The 15,189-nt window shown below is 37.1% G+C and carries 11 protein-coding genes; 8 read left to right on the forward strand and 3 right to left on the reverse strand.

Annotated features, from left to right (window positions below; all coding sequences use genetic code 11):
- Positions 1-45 precede the first annotated feature (45 nt).
- Positions 46-1,185, forward strand: a complete 1,140-nt coding sequence (locus CXF64_RS12710) for a DUF547 domain-containing protein (RefSeq protein WP_101217193.1) — start codon at positions 46-48, stop codon at positions 1,183-1,185.
- A gap of 46 nt (positions 1,186-1,231) precedes the next feature.
- Here the strand turns inward: CXF64_RS12710 and CXF64_RS12715 are convergent, their stop codons facing one another.
- The 3 genes from CXF64_RS12715 to CXF64_RS12725 form a co-directional block, all read right to left on the reverse strand.
- Positions 1,232-2,884, reverse strand: coding sequence for a tetratricopeptide repeat-containing sulfotransferase family protein (locus CXF64_RS12715; protein WP_101217194.1), 1,653 nt, complete (start codon positions 2,882-2,884; stop codon positions 1,232-1,234).
- A 58-nt stretch (positions 2,885-2,942) separates the two neighbouring features.
- On the reverse strand, positions 2,943-5,807 hold the full coding sequence (locus CXF64_RS12720) for a TonB-dependent receptor domain-containing protein (RefSeq protein WP_101217195.1): 2,865 nt from the start codon (positions 5,805-5,807) through the stop codon (positions 2,943-2,945).
- 277 nt (positions 5,808-6,084) lie between these two features.
- A complete protein-coding gene (locus CXF64_RS12725; RefSeq protein WP_101217196.1) occupies positions 6,085-8,424 on the reverse strand; it encodes a DNA polymerase II in 2,340 nt (779 codons plus the stop codon).
- A gap of 108 nt (positions 8,425-8,532) precedes the next feature.
- On the opposite strand from CXF64_RS12725, the gene CXF64_RS12730 reads away from it, so the two are divergent.
- The 7 genes from CXF64_RS12730 (at position 8,533) to CXF64_RS12760 (ending at position 15,188) form a co-directional block, all read left to right on the forward strand.
- Positions 8,533-10,266 carry a tetratricopeptide repeat-containing sulfotransferase family protein gene (locus CXF64_RS12730; RefSeq protein ID WP_101217197.1) on the forward strand — a complete coding sequence of 578 codons (1,734 nt, stop codon included), beginning with the start codon at positions 8,533-8,535 and terminating at the stop codon, positions 10,264-10,266.
- A gap of 84 nt (positions 10,267-10,350) precedes the next feature.
- On the forward strand, positions 10,351-12,426 hold the full coding sequence (gene dinG, locus CXF64_RS12735; RefSeq protein ID WP_101217198.1) for an ATP-dependent DNA helicase DinG: 2,076 nt from the start codon (positions 10,351-10,353) through the stop codon (positions 12,424-12,426).
- Positions 12,426-13,202 carry a sulfite exporter TauE/SafE family protein gene (locus CXF64_RS12740; protein WP_101217199.1) on the forward strand — a complete coding sequence of 259 codons (777 nt, stop codon included), beginning with the start codon at positions 12,426-12,428 and terminating at the stop codon, positions 13,200-13,202. The genes dinG and CXF64_RS12740 overlap by 1 nt, the downstream gene beginning before the upstream one ends.
- A 1-nt stretch (position 13,203) precedes the next feature.
- Positions 13,204-13,812 (forward strand): primosomal replication protein, encoded by a 609-nt coding sequence (locus CXF64_RS12745; protein WP_101217200.1) that lies wholly within the window; start codon positions 13,204-13,206, stop codon positions 13,810-13,812.
- A gap of 13 nt (positions 13,813-13,825) precedes the next feature.
- Complete coding sequence (locus tag CXF64_RS12750) at positions 13,826-14,719, forward strand: histone deacetylase family protein (protein ID WP_101217201.1); 894 nt, start codon at positions 13,826-13,828, stop codon at positions 14,717-14,719.
- 51 nt (positions 14,720-14,770) lie between these two features.
- A complete protein-coding gene (locus tag CXF64_RS12755) occupies positions 14,771-15,052 on the forward strand; it encodes a late competence development ComFB family protein (RefSeq protein WP_024590772.1) in 282 nt (93 codons plus the stop codon).
- Complete coding sequence (locus CXF64_RS12760) at positions 15,036-15,188, forward strand: DUF2496 domain-containing protein (RefSeq protein WP_101217202.1); 153 nt, start codon at positions 15,036-15,038, stop codon at positions 15,186-15,188. The genes CXF64_RS12755 and CXF64_RS12760 overlap by 17 nt, the downstream gene beginning before the upstream one ends.
- The last annotated feature ends 1 nt before the right edge of the window (position 15,189 follow it).

Here is a 15,189-nt window from a genome sequence, read left to right on the forward strand (position 1 = left end):
ATTTAAACTAGTGCTATACAAATAAAAATAAACAAAGGATTGATCATGATAAAATGCTTGCTACTTATAATCGCTATTGTTTTTATCCCAGTGAAAGCTGAAGAATTCTCTTTACCCGAAGAGTTTTCAGATTTTGGCTTAAATAGGGATATAAGCATATCTTATGAAGACCTAGACCAACTCCTAGAGTTAACCGTTACTGACATGGGTTTATCTGATAGGACTATCCTAAAACCAATAGTAGGTAATGGCACAAGGTTACGATCTAATAGAGACAGAGATACGGCTTTAGAGGCTAACCGCTTTTACTTCGAAGAAGTTGTAAAATCGGATATTAAGCTAGGTTTTAAAATAATTCGCCAAAGCCTAGAAAAAGTACCTGAAGAAGTCCCTTTAAATGCATTAACCTTAGATGAGCAATTAGCTTATTGGCTAAACTTATATAATACAGCCATTATTGAAAAGTTAATTGAACATTACCCAGTTCGGAATGCAAAAAAATTACTCGAAGGTGAAAACTCAATACTAAACGATAAATTTATAAATGTTTCAGGCCATACCTTGTCACTTAATAATATTCAACATAATATCGTTTTTAAGAAATTTGGGAATAAGAAAATAGTAATGTATGGCTTCTATCAAGGGATAATTGGAAGTCCGAATTTACGTAACGAAGCTTACACAGCTGATAAGGTATATCAACAACTTTCAGGTAATGCTGAAGAGTTTGTAAACTCCAACCGAGGCGTTCAAGTTAAAAGAAATCGTCTAAATGTTTCTATTTTTTATGATCAAGCAAAAATTTTATTTCCTGACTTTGAGAACGATCTACTAAAGCATATTTTAAACTATTCTGATTCTTCTATTAACTCACAAGTAGAAGATTCGGAAGAATTAATTCTAGCTATTGAGGACTGGAATGTAACCGACATATACGGCACTGAGCGCTCATTTGGTGAGGGTAATGCCACCAACAAAGCGGCCTTACTCAATGCCGTAGCAGCCAATAGTAGCGTGCCTGGTGCAGGCGCTATGAACCTTAGCTTCCTAGACGATATGTTATCCTCTAAAGTTAGCTCTCAATCTCGCTTTTCACCTGCAGTATTAGACAAAATTAATAAGCTTCGTCTCAAGAAAAAAATCAATAGTAGTAGTGTTAAAATAAAAGACTTACCCACTAAATAATTAAATTGTATTCAGCGCTCTATTGAGTGCTGAATACTCTCAGTGATTAATCTAATACATTATTAAACTCTTCAAAATCAGAAATAGATAAGCTTTCTTTAATATACCTACTGAAATTTTTATATCTTCCCGATGAAGATGTATAAAGAGGCTTTCTCACCTGCCAAACACTAGCAGTACTTACAATATTTTTTTGTTGATGAAATAAACCGCTTTCACCTTGATATTTTACGCCTAAAAATTCGAACAGAGGCAATAATACCCCCTCGGGCTGTGAAACAAGTTCATCATAATTGACTGTAAAAATATCATTAGGATACTTTTTTAGCCAATGTGTTTTAACATGCTGCTGCGCTTTATGGTAGTGCACTGTATCATTCAGTGCTGTCGCATAATTCAAACTTGGGCCTAAATGTTGAAAGTAAGCTGATAAACTGTTATCTCTAATATCGCGCTGTGTCCAAATAACTTTTGCTTCAGGGTACATCGTTTTGATTATATCAATGTATAAGTAGTTCTCAGGCCGTTTATCAGTAACAAGACTACTCTTTCCCGCTCTTAACTTTAATTCTTTCTCATAACCTTGCTGAAATAATTGTGAGTTAACCGTGCTTAACAGCACTTTAGGCTTATCAATTAGATTGAATAGTTGCTTATGCAAGTAATCAATCTCTCCTCCATTGCTAATCATCTCAGAAGTACAAATTATTTGTTCTATTAAGGTTGAACCAGACCTAAACATGCCACAAATAATAATTGGAACAATATCGCCAGTCTTACTTTTTACGTTACTAAGCTCTCTTGCTAGTGTGCTACTTACTTGATGTTCAATATCAACTCTGCTGTATTGCGGGATATATTTTCGATTAAAACTATTGGCTTTAGTATAATAAGACCATGATTTTTCATAATCTTTGCTATCGTCAAAAGCTTTCCCAAGCGCATAATACATATCAGCTTTTAACACATCGTCTTCTGTAGCTTCTAAAATAGATAGGCTTTTTAGTTCGTATTCTAATGCTTCTTTTTTATTAAATGTTTGTATATCAGCAATTCTCGCATGCGCCAGGCCATATAAAGGATTTATCTTTAATACCTGATTAAAGCTCTTTAAACAGTTTTGCTTATCACCAAGCTGCTCATATATATTAGCAAGATTAAAATAGGCATTAATTTTATTTGGTTCAATTGTAATTGCCTGCTGTAAATAATTAGTCGCAGTCCCATAATCAATTAAAAGCTCAGAGTAGACGGATGCTAACTCCACATAAGCGGTATATATGTCGTGGTAACCAAGCTCGATAGCTGCTAAGAAAGATGTACTTGCAAGAATACCATCGCCATCTTTTTTTGCCATTTCACCCAATTGAAAATACGACATTGTGCTATCCGGTACTATTTCAGTGTATTTTTTAAGTAAGTCTATTGCTAAAGAGAATTCATTACTGGCGGCATATAATTGACAAAGAGTATTTACATAATCGAATTTTTTGGGGGCTATTGAAATGAGTCTTTTACAAACTTCCTTACTTTTTACTAAATCTCCTTCATTCATAGCTACTTTAAACAATACAGCTAAAGCTTGCTCATTAACCTCAGGGTTGTCGCATAAACCTTCTAGGGTGGCTTTTCCTGCTACAATATTTCCACGATTCAATTGCTGTATTGCAAACAGTAAACTTTCTTTTACCGATTTCATTTTTTCCCCATAAAAAAAGCGAGCCTAAGCTCGCTTAATATACATTAATTAATTCAAATTAGAATTTTAATGAAAGGCTCGCATGGAAGTAACGACCTAACGAATCGTAGTAACCAGCAATAGCATTTGCGTTTGTTGATAATGAACCACCAACTAGAGGTGCCTCTCTATCCATAACGTTGTTAACACCTACTAATAAAGACGTGTAATCATTAATAGTAAATGTACCTTTAAGGTCAATATAGCTTTGTGAGCTAATACCGTCGTCTTGTACTAATGTATCAGCACCAGTGTAATCGTTTACACCGCTGAAGAAACGCCATTTAGCAGTAGCTCTCCACCAGCTGCCCGTGTCGTAGCTAGCAGATACAACATGACGCCATTCTGGTTGAGGGAAACAACCGTTATCTAATGAGTCAACACAGTCATATACTTCACTTACACCAGGAATATTATCAAATTCCTTAGTTAGCATGTAGGTACCAATGATACTAGTTTTTAATGTACCTTCAGCAATTTCCATATCGTAGTTTGCGCTTAAATCGATACCTTCGTAATGGATATTACCTAAGTTAGTATTTGTAGCAACAACTTGGCCAGAACCTATCCAAAGGCTACCACTACCAGGTGTACGGTCTACGTTATCACAAAATACAGCCGCGCCGCTTTTACCACATTGTGTAACAAGAATTTCTGGGTCAATATTACCAATCGCGTCTTCAAGTTCAATATCCCAGTAATCGATTGAGAAGTTGAAGTTTTCAAATGGGTTACCAACAACACCTAAAGTAATAGTATCAGCGATTTCTGGAGATAAATCTGGGTTACCACCAAACAGAGCATTATATTGATCCGCAGGGCTCTTACCTACATTGCCGTACTGGCTTGCAGAAACACCTGTATTTGCACACTCAGCTGCTGATAAAGTTGGTGTACCAGCACATGGATCTGTACCTGCCCATAAACCAGTGCTTTGTTGAGCAAATAACTCACCATTGTTTGCTGCACGAACTGCACGGTTGTAGCTTGAACGAATTTTCCAATCGCTAGTTACATCCCAGTTCATTGCCACTTTATAAGTCGGCTCAGCACCTGAAGTGCTATAGTCTGACCAACGGTAGCCTAATTCAACAAGTAAACTTTCAACTAACGGTAAATCTTCAACGATTGGTAGGCTAAGCTCACCAAACACTTCACGTACTTGATAACCACCATTTAAACTCTTAGTAGTACCACCTTGGCCAAGTAATAGACCTTGTGCGTATACTTCGTCAGCTGTTCTACTGAATGTTTCTTCACGATACTCTGCACCAAATACTGCAGCAACAGGGTACTCTGAAGATGGAAGTGAGAAATCGAATTCGCCAGTAACAAAACCACTTACAATCAATTGCTCAGTAACACCGTTAAGAATTGCTGTACCTGTTAATGACTTTGCAGCTTCTTCAGTTACACCATCAAACTGAAAAACATCATATGGGATACAACCAGAAGTCGCGCTACAATCTTCACCATTTGCTGATAAAGCAGTGATTATACGCGGACCAAAGAAGTCATTTTCATATGCTGAAGAAGATGAAGTTGAACCGTATTGAGCAAATGCTTCGTAAGACCAAAGGTCGTTAATTTCGCCTTTACTACCTAATACTAAACGGAAAGAGTTATGTTCAAGGCTGTCTGCACGAGCACCACCTTCAACGTTACGCTTACCAATATAAGTTGCAAACTGATCACCAGAAGTCAACCCAAAGCGCTCAGTTAGTTGTGCACGTTGTGTATCATTTAATAATGGGCTATCAAAATCAATTGAGTAATTATCATTAAAGAACGTACCAGACTCAGCAATCTGCGCTGTAGTGCGGTTACGCATAAACATTGCTTCCATGAACGGACGGAAGCTATCATTGATTTCGTAGTTAGCAAACATGCCTAATGTATGACGTTCATCAGGACGCATAAAGTGGTTAATTGGCGCGTAGTTATATGTATTACCAACTGAAGGAATAAAGCTGCTATCTTGACCTAGAGTCCAGTATTCATACTGGCCTTCACCAAAATCTACAACACCGTCAGCGTTAGGAGCTGAGATATAGAAGTTAGGGTTAACAGCATTACCTGAACCGCCACAAGCAGTACCAGCTGCATTTAGAGCACAAGATGAGTAATCACGTGCACCTTGGCGTAATTCGTTTTGTCTGTTGTAAGTAAAGTAAGCTACTGCATGGCCCTTACCACTATCAAATGCACCACCTAGAGTCGCTGCAAAATCAAACGACGCGCCATCAAGACCCGTATTACCTTCTTCATACTCAAAGCCAGCATCATCCATTAGGCCTTGCATGTATTCATTATCGTTATTATGTTGGTAAGCGGTTGTACCTACATTAACTTCAAAACCTTCAAACTGATCGTTCATTACAAAGTTTACAACACCAGCAACAGCGTCTGCACCGTAAGTAGATGAACCACCACCAGTCATTACATCTACGCGTTTAATTAGCGCAGCAGGAATTTGGTTAATATCAGCTGATTGTGTGTAGATACCACCAGCTTGCATACGACGACCGTTTACAAGAACAAGAGTACGCTGAGCGCCCATACCACGCAAATCAAGCGTTGCAGTGCCCGAAGCGCCATTTGATTGGAAAGAAGTGTTAGACGCTTCTAGTTGCGGCAAACTATTCATCATGTCTTCAACACGAGTAAAACCTGCAACAGCAATTTCTTCTGCAGTTGTTACTTGTACCGGGCTAGCTGTTTCCATATCTGTTCGTTTGATACGTGAACCAGTAACTTCAATTCGTTCAACTTTATCAACTTTTTCTTCATCAGCAGCAAAAGAACTTGCTGAAAACGCAGCTGTTGAAGCTGTACCGAAAGCTATCGCTAAGCGAACCGCCTTTGAAACTTTATTATTTAACATTTGATTCTCCCAGAATACTTTATATTTTTTATATTTTTTTGCTTGATTACCATTTGTTAATAAATAGTAATCATACGCTATGATAATACCAGCAACACAACGTGGTCAACATAAAATTAACCTAATGTTAATTAGCAATACTTTTACAGCTAAAGAATTACAATTTAGAGTCAAAAAATTTACATTGCCATTATTAAATAGCGCCATTACTGCATTAGGGGAAATTATAAAAAGGAGGGATTAAATTCACAAAGGTTAACTTTTAGCTTACAGTAACTTAAAAGAGAGAGGTTTGAATGCTCTTTGATAACGTCACTTCCATAGCACTAAAAATCATTTCGGCTATTGGGTCTAATTGTTTTTTTATATACAAAGGATAATTCAGTCTTTTATTTGTATCACTGAGCTCTGGTCCATCAAAGGTGTAAACATATTCTATAACTTGCCCTCGTTTCACCTCAAAGTTTGGGTTCAGAGCTTTATATTTTTTAACTGCTTGGACATGTGGTGGAATATTCTTTTTATATTCAGTTAAATTTTGTCCTAATTTTTTCCTATAAATTAATTTATCGTCAAATTCTCCATTTTGTAAACGCCTAGAGTAAGAATTAACTAACTCCTCTAAAAGGCTTATTTTATAGTCACTACTGAACAAAGCTTCAAACAACTCTACTTGAAACTCTTGAGCGAACTCAGTCCAATCACTTCGAACTGCTTCAACACCTTTAAATACTAGCTCATTGTGATTTTTATTAATTTTTTGACCTACATATCGTTTTTTAGAGCCCATCGTTTTCCCCCTAATTGTAGGCATAAAAAAAGGACTGTATAAGGTTTCAAATTCAATCTCCAAAAAGCTCTCTAAGTCGTGCTTCTGACTAATTTCTTGTACCCACTGTTGATTGATATTAATAGCTAATTGTTTACCAATTTCATCGCATTGAAGCGTATTCAAACCGTCATCCAAAGTAATGAATATTGAATCTGTATCGCCATAAATTACATTGTACCCACACTCCTCTATCCATTTTTTTGTGGTTTGCATTATATCGTGCCCACGTAGTGTGATTGAACTTGAAAGACGTGGATCGTAAAAACGACATCCCCGAGAACCAAGCACTCCATATAAGCTATTCATAATAATTTTTATAGCCTGCGATAACATAGGTTTTTGGCTATCTTTTGCTTCTTGCCTTGTTATTGATAAAGTTTTTATAAGGGCTGGTAAATGATTTTTATGTCTTGAAAAAAGTGCATTATTATATCCTGGGATTGCATCTTTTGGATTGAGCAACCCTTCAATTAACCCAAGAGGATCTATACAAAAAGTACGCATAATTGATGGATATAAGCTTTTAAAGTCGAGCACAAGTACATTTTTATAAAATCCCGGTTTTGAAGACATTACATACCCTCCTGGACTATCAAAATTTAAGCCATGATCTCCTAAATTAGGTGCTACATAACCACTTCGGTGAAGTAAGGGCAGATAAAGGTTAACAAATGAAGCGACTGAACCTCCCATTCTATGAAGTTCAAGCCCCGTTAATTGACTCCTAACAACAGCAAAATCAAGTAAATTTAATTTGTTAAAAATACGTAGCACCAGTACGCAATCTTGTCTATTGTATTTCGCAAGGGATAACTTATCATCATTAAATTGGCGTTCAATTTCTGCTAGCTGGTCACTTGAACTGATGAACTTTTTCTCACCAAGCTCCTTAGCAGCTACATTTGACAGGCTGAAGCTATCATAGTGGTAGGTCGCATTTTTTAACGTGTCTATACCGTCTATAACAACTCTTCCTGGTATAGTTAATCGAGTATAATGGCCTACTCGTAATTTTATTTTTTCGTTATTACGTCCAAGACGCAATTCTATACCTAGAGTTTCAGCTCTGGAGTGAAGAACAGAAAAATCAAACTCAATGACGTTCCAACCAATAATAAGATCTGGATCTGTTTTTGCTATAAAGTGCTGTAATTTTTGTAAAAGATCGATTTCATCAACACACCATATTACTTCAATTGCATCTCCATATTTAATCGGACTGCCAATCATTAATACACAATCAATGCCATGACCGACCAAACCAATGGAGAATAATACCCCTTCTCCATTGCATTCGATGTCTAAAGAAACTGTTTTAAACTTAGGATTTACATCTGGGTTATTTTTAAATTGGCAATTGGTTAACAGCCTATATCCGTCTTTATGTGTAATATCTCCTCTCACCCATGTGGAGCCTTTAATAAATCGCTCCATTAAAAAGCGATCTATAGGCCGTATGTCATCTTCGTATGTCACAATGCCCTCTGCGCTTAGAGCTTTTAACGCATTGTAGTAATGTTTAAGTGATTTAAAGTAGCAACCAGCCACAGTCCCCTGCTGAAAATCTTTTAATTCTACAGGGACAATTTCAAAAGAAACATCTGAGAGCCGCAGTACTTTTTCTACCGTCGCTTTATCCTTTAACTTGATAAAAAAAACAACTGACTCTGGTAAGCTAATTGCTTTTAATGGCCCTTTATCAGTTAAAAGCCAAATAACAAAACTTACGCCCAAAGGTGAATCAACTGTTTCTGTAGAGAGAATAAACCCCGAGTCTAAGTGCATTAATGAAATAAGCCTTGTAATAAAAAACGACAAAAATAAAATTTGTAAAGCAGGTTATATTTTATTTCTTTCTAAGTTAGTCTTAAGAAAAAATAATATGAGCATTCAATGAGCCCTTCTGAAATTATCCAACACGCTAATAATCTACTTCAACAAAACAAGCTTCAACAAGCCAAAAAAATAATATTATCTTTAATTCAAACTGCACCAGAGCACCATCAAGCTTGGCAAGTATTAACCCAAGTACATCGACAGTTAAAAGAGCAAGAGCAATACCAAAAAGCCAATAAACAATATGAGATGATTGCTTGGTTTAACCAACGTTTAGATAAAGCGAATCAGCATCTATTAAACAAAGAATTAAAACCAGCAGAAAACATTGCCCATGAGTTGCTCAAGCTTGTAGCGAATGAATACCGTGTTTTAGTGTTATTAAGTAAAATAGCTTTTCAGGCAAACGACTTAAAAACGTATTTGGCTATTACTTCTCATAATATAAATATAAACAGCACAAAATCAGCCGCTTATGATGCGCACATTGAAGCATTATTTAATACAAAGCAATATTTAGAACTAATCTCTTTTTATAATAGGTCGACCAAATTAGTTACTTTACTACCACAATCCCAAAGTCTACTCGCTGCTGCCTATGTAAAAATGATGGACTTCAAAAATGCATCTCTAAATTACCAATCTTTGTTAAATAAAAATTATTACCCCGCATATTGCAATTTAAGACTTGGAAACATAGAAAAGATAATTGGCAATAACCAAAGTGCTATTGCGTACTATTGCAAAACAATAAAACTAGCTCCCCATATCGGCGAAGCCTATTGGAACTTAGCAAACTTAAAAACATATACTTTCACTCAGCTCAATATAGCTAATTTAGAACAGCAGATAACAATAGACTCAAATAAATTAAATAAAGCACAACTTCACTTTGCTTTAGCTAAAGCATATGAACAACATAGCAGGTATGAAGATGCCTTTTTGCAGCTAAGAATAAGTAACGATTTACAAAAGTCACTTACCCCTTACATTACTAATGACTTTAATGAGCGCTGTAAAAAATACCTAACCAAAAAAGTAGCCAATACAGTACATACCTCAACCGAAAATGAAGTCCAGCTAATATTTATTGTAAGCTTGCCTAGAAGTGGCTCTACACTTATTGAGCAAATACTGGCATCGCATAGCCATGTTGACGCTAGCTATGAATTATCAGAAATCAATTCTATTGCAGTAGAGTTAGAAAACCTTCAGATAAAAAGCAACGTACCTTATAAGCTAAATAGTTTGACTCAAGATCACTTGGCAACATTAGCCAAACGCTACTTAAAATTCATTGAACCTTTTCGCAATAACAAGCCTTACTTTATTGATAAACAACCAGTCAACTTTCAACATATTGCTCTTATCAAAACTTTATTCCCTAATGCAAAAATAATCGATGTAGAACGAGATAAAAAAGCGACTGCATGGAGCCTTTATAAGCACTCATTTTCACAAGGCCATAGTTATAGCTATGATCAGGAAGATTTAGCTCACTACATGAATGAATATTATAAGCTGATGACACATTGGCATAGCGTATATCCTGACGAAATATATACAATTAATTATGAAAGCTTAATAAACAACTTCACTGAAACGGTTGATGATTTATTTGAACATTGCAATTTAGTAGTAGAGCAAGCGTGTTATGAGTTTTATAATAACCAACGCCCTGTTTTAACTCCCAGTTCAGAACAAGTACGTAAGCCAATTTACAAAGAAGCGCTGACTGACTGGAAAAAATATGCAAATCATCTAACGCCACTGCTTAATAGGCTAAATTAGTAAACAAGCTGCTTGTAGTTACACTCTTATAACTCTAAAATCCATAGCACTGTAATTATATACATACTTTAGGTAAATCATCCCATGCTTTCTGACTCACTAAAAAAAACAATTAGGCAAGTACACCAGCATGTGGCTAGCAACCTAAACGATTATCGCCCTCGTAGCAGTCAAAACTACCTTGTAGCCGAAATAGCAAAAACGCTTGCTGGCGAATACCATAAAAAGCAGCGCATTTGCGTAATTGAAGCAGGCACCGGTACCGGTAAGTCTCTTGCCTATTGTTTAGGCGCATTACCGCTTGCCTTAGCGCAAAAAAAGAAGCTAGTTATTTCTACCGCAACCGTTGCACTGCAAGAACAATTAATAGCAAAAGAACTCCCATTTTTTAAAAAACATTCAGGCCTCGACTTTAAATTTGATTTGGTAAAAGGTCGCCATCGTTATATTTGTGCCCACAAATTACATAATGCTGTAAACGGCGATAGCCAAACACAAATGGACTTTATGCCAACGCTTACTTCACCATTGAGCGCAATGGAAACCAAGTGTTTGAATGAGCTATATAACGCCTATGTGAATAAAAAATGGCAAGGCGATAGAGACAGCTGGGCCGATACTGTTCCCGATAGAGTGTGGAACTTAATAGCGTGCGACAAACATTCGTGCCAGCGCCAAATGAAGGCCCATCAAACGTGTCCGTTTCAGCTTGCTCGTAATCAATTAATGCAAATGGATGTGCTGGTAATTAACCACTCTTTATTACTTGCCGATTTAGACCTAGGCGGTGGTAAAATTTTACCAGAGCCCGACAACACCATTTACGTTATTGATGAAGCGCATCATTTAGCACATATAACACGCGATTTTTCATCAGCTGCTGCCACAATTAAAGGCACGATAGAATGGCTTGATAAGCTCACCAAGTTTAGCGGGAAAATGGCGAAGGTTTTAGTGGGGCAAAGAGCTATTGGGCAAAACTTTAAACTTTGCGACAGCATTAATGACGCGAATAAAGATTTAAAAGTAGTTCGCGATATTCTTGATAATGCCGACTTTGAATACTCAAAAGACGATACTTATCGCTTTGAACACGGTGAAATTCCACAATCGCTGCACAGTAAAGCAAAAGATATAAGCGAAGCCACGCAAGATGCGCTGCGCTGTTTAAACAAAATGCACGACACCCTTACCCAAGATGTAAGTGATGGCGACATAAAACCTTACGTTGCCGACCCAATACTAGGCGAAAGCGGTCAATACATAAACCGGTTAGAACAACTAAACAAACTATGGTTTAGTTACGCAAAAAAAGGCGAAGGTGCTCCTCATGCACGGTGGATAAAACGCCTTGAATACAAAAGCCATCACGACCACTTATTAAGCGACTGCCCTATCGAGGTCGGTTATTACTTAAAAGATAAATTGTGGCGAGAATGCGCGGGCGCTGTTTTGTGCTCTGCTACATTAAGTGCACTGGGCTCGTTCGATCACTTTGCTTACGAAACAGGACTTGCTAAAGAAGAAGGCGTTAAATTTATTAAAGTACCTTCTCCTTTTGACTACCCAAAACAAGCCACTTTACGTATTCCGGTATCTAAAGTAGAACCTACCGATAAAGACTTTAGTGATCACCTAGCTAAAACTTTACCAGAGTACCTAAATGATAAAAAAGCGAACCTTGTACTATTCGCTTCTTACTGGCAAATGGACCACGTAACAAAGTTTCTTAGAACAAAAGGTTTTAACTTATTAGTACAAGGTGAGATGTCGCGAGAAGCGTTGCTTAAATTGCACACTAAAAATGTAGACGAAGGCAAAGGCAGTATTTTATTTGGAACACAAAGCCTTTCAGAAGGCCTTGATTTACCAGGAAAATATTTAGAGAACTTAATAATTACTAAAATTCCGTTTGCTGTACCTACTTCGCCGATAGAAGAAGCGCAAGCAGAATTTGTACAAAGCAAAGGCGGTAACCCGTTTTTAACGATTACCGTGCCAGACGCCGCAAAGAAATTGGTACAAAGCTGTGGTAGACTGCTGCGAAAAGAGAGTGATGAAGGCTGTATTACTATTCTCGATAGGCGCTTAATTACTAAGCGATACGGTAAAGCCATGCTCGACACCCTACCACCTTTTAAAAGACAAATAGATTATTAATGTTTGAACTCGCACTCGATCCAACAACTTGGGCTGTTTTATGTGCTGTTGCACTTGCCGCAGGTTTTATAGACGCTATCGCCGGTGGCGGTGGTATGTTAACTGTGCCCGCTTTATTAACTGCAGGCTTACCTCCACATTTAACATTAGGCACCAATAAACTAGCAGCAAGTTTTGGCTCCTTAACAGCAAGCTATACATACTATAAAAAGAACTTATTTAGTCCAAAGTTTTGGGCTGCCTCCATAGTTGCTACTGCAATAGGTGCATTGATAGGTACTGTTATTGTTGATCATTTAAGTATCGATTTTTTAAACAAACTACTACCCATTATTATTATTTTAGTTGCCGCTTATAGCTTATTTGGTAATTTAAGTACCACAGAAGGCGATGAGCTCCCTAAACTAAACAAAGCGATGAAAATAAAACAATGGCTACAGGGTTTAGCATTAGGCTTTTTTGATGGTTTAGCAGGCCCAGGTACGGGGACATTTTGGACCGCTTCTAATGGCATGCTTTATAAAATGAACTTGCTACTCAATTGTGGTTTAGCGCGTTCAATGAACTTTGTTTCTAACTTTATATCGCTCATTACCTTTGTAGCACTCGGCCATGTAAACTTTTTACTTGGCATAACAATGGGCTTTTTTATTATGCTAGGCGCATGGTTTGGAGCACATTCGGCGATACGTTTTGGTAGTAAATTTATTCGCCCTGTATTTAATACTATGGTTATACTTTTAGCTTTAAAACTAATTTACGAGGCTTACTTTTAATATGCATTCAATGGCTTTAGATAAACTACGTCAACAAGTTGTTACGCTAAAACAACAAGCTGAGCAATTTGATAAAGCTAAACTTTTTTCTAAAAATCGCTACATGCAGGCGCAACCTAGCTTGTTTGACCGCGCAGTTTTTAGTACAAAAAGCATGAATCTAGTCGATTACGTAATAGAAATAGAAGACGAAGTATCAAGATTACCGCCAAGTGAGCATCGCCATGCTTATACCTACGCGCTTGAACGTATAGGAGCTCAGGTACAAGCTGTATTCAACGTTATTAAATCAACGCCTATTTGGGTTAAAGAAAACAAAAGCCATTATAAACCACGCCCTAAGCAAACCGTTTATAAGCAAGCGGTACAAAAAATAATGCAATCATCACACGAGCTTTACGACGAATTAAAACAAAACCATGAGTTTGAACGCCGTTTAGTGCTCATGATTGAAGAGCGTAAAATGCAAATGGATAAAGCCTCGCCAGCTAAAGCACAAAAGCTTAACCTTGAAATATTAAGCACACACGCTCGATTAGGCCGCTGCAGAAAAGCAATTTCTGCCACTGAGGATAAAATACAACAAGTAGAAAAACAGCAGCTGCGTTAAGCCGCACTTTACTATGCAGCTTTATTATCATCCATTGTATTCAGACCTTATCCTTGCAGAACGTCATCGATTCCCTATTCAAAAGTATAAGTTACTTAAAACCGAAATAGAAAATCTAGGTGTTTCGGCTATTCACTTTCAAGAGCCTAAAAAAGTAACCGTATCTCAACTTGCGCTATGTCATAGCCAACGTTATATAGATGACTTTTTAAATGGAACACTAAGCGATAAAGCAATAAAAAAGATGGGATTTCCCTATTCGCAACAACTTGTAGAGCTTACTCTTTTATCTATTGGCGGGAGTATTCAAGCTGCTGAAGCGGCTTTTAGTCACGATCTAACCTTCAATTTAAGCGGTGGTTATCATCATTCTCATAGTGATTTTGGCAGTGGCTTTTGTATTTTTAATGATTTAGCTATTGCAGCAGCACATTTAATAAATACAGAGCAAGCCGACACTGTTTTAATTTTTGATTGCGACGTACACCAAGGCGATGGCACAGCAAAAATCACTCAAAACCATAACCAAATTATTACCTGCTCAATTCATTGTGAACAAAATTTTCCTCGTAATAAGCAAGAGTCCACTTACGATTTTGCATTGCCCGCTAAAACAGCCGACGATGAGTACCTTGCTACATTAAAGCAAGCACTCGATTTTTGCGTGCGCATACATAACCCTGATATTATTTTGTATAATGCAGGCGTTGATATTTACACTAAAGACGAGTTAGGCTTGTTTAATATATCGCTCAATGGCGTATATGAGCGCGACTTGTTTGTTCTCAACTTCTGTAAGCAACATCAAATCCCACTAATGTGCGCTTTAGGCGGCGGTTATCAGCGTAATTTGAGTTCACTAATTAATGTTCATAAACAACTATTTAAAGCCGCTATCGATTTATAGTAAGCCTTAGTATAGACTCAGTTAAACGGATTATTTTAAAGCGGTGGGAATATGCGATTACACGAAGACATACACAACTATTACGAAAAGATTGTAGTTGAAGAAATCATCAAACTTAAACTTGATGAAAAATATGATGAAGATGTAATGGCTGACTTTTGTTGTACGGTACTAAATCAGCTCCCGCCACGATATATTCGCTATGATGTAGATATGGCGTTTTATTTACCGCAATCAGAACGCATACATATGGAACAACGTGTGCAAACAGCAATAAATGTTGCCATTAGCCAGATATCAAAAAAGAAAGAGTTAAATGACAAGCCCACTTGATCAAGCCCCTACACATATTAAACTTGCAGTAGATTTAATTATGATACTAGAGCAACACGATGTTGCTCCAGAAGAGGTCTTAAAAGCACTCGATATTGTTAAAAGCGACTTTGAAAAGAAGCTAGAAAAGTCATAAC

This window comes from Pseudoalteromonas sp. GutCa3 (assembly GCF_002836155.1).
In the GTDB taxonomy this organism is placed as follows: Bacteria; Pseudomonadota; Gammaproteobacteria; order Enterobacterales; family Alteromonadaceae; genus Pseudoalteromonas; species Pseudoalteromonas arctica.

Coding starts and splice junctions, on each gene's coding strand:
- CXF64_RS12725 (WP_101217196.1), bottom strand. CDS start 8,424: ATGCACTTAGACTCGGGGTTTATTCTCTCTACAGAAACAGTTGATTCA.
- CXF64_RS12720 (WP_101217195.1), bottom strand. CDS start 5,807: ATGTTAAATAATAAAGTTTCAAAGGCGGTTCGCTTAGCGATAGCTTTC.
- CXF64_RS12760 (WP_101217202.1), top strand. CDS start 15,036: ATGACAAGCCCACTTGATCAAGCCCCTACACATATTAAACTTGCAGTA.
- CXF64_RS12710 (WP_101217193.1), top strand. CDS start 46: ATGATAAAATGCTTGCTACTTATAATCGCTATTGTTTTTATCCCAGTG.
- CXF64_RS12755 (WP_024590772.1), top strand. CDS start 14,771: ATGCGATTACACGAAGACATACACAACTATTACGAAAAGATTGTAGTT.
- CXF64_RS12745 (WP_101217200.1), top strand. CDS start 13,204: ATGCATTCAATGGCTTTAGATAAACTACGTCAACAAGTTGTTACGCTA.
- CXF64_RS12730 (WP_101217197.1), top strand. CDS start 8,533: ATGAGCCCTTCTGAAATTATCCAACACGCTAATAATCTACTTCAACAA.
- dinG (WP_101217198.1), top strand. CDS start 10,351: ATGCTTTCTGACTCACTAAAAAAAACAATTAGGCAAGTACACCAGCAT.
- CXF64_RS12750 (WP_101217201.1), top strand. CDS start 13,826: ATGCAGCTTTATTATCATCCATTGTATTCAGACCTTATCCTTGCAGAA.
- CXF64_RS12740 (WP_101217199.1), top strand. CDS start 12,426: ATGTTTGAACTCGCACTCGATCCAACAACTTGGGCTGTTTTATGTGCT.
- CXF64_RS12715 (WP_101217194.1), bottom strand. CDS start 2,884: ATGAAATCGGTAAAAGAAAGTTTACTGTTTGCAATACAGCAATTGAAT.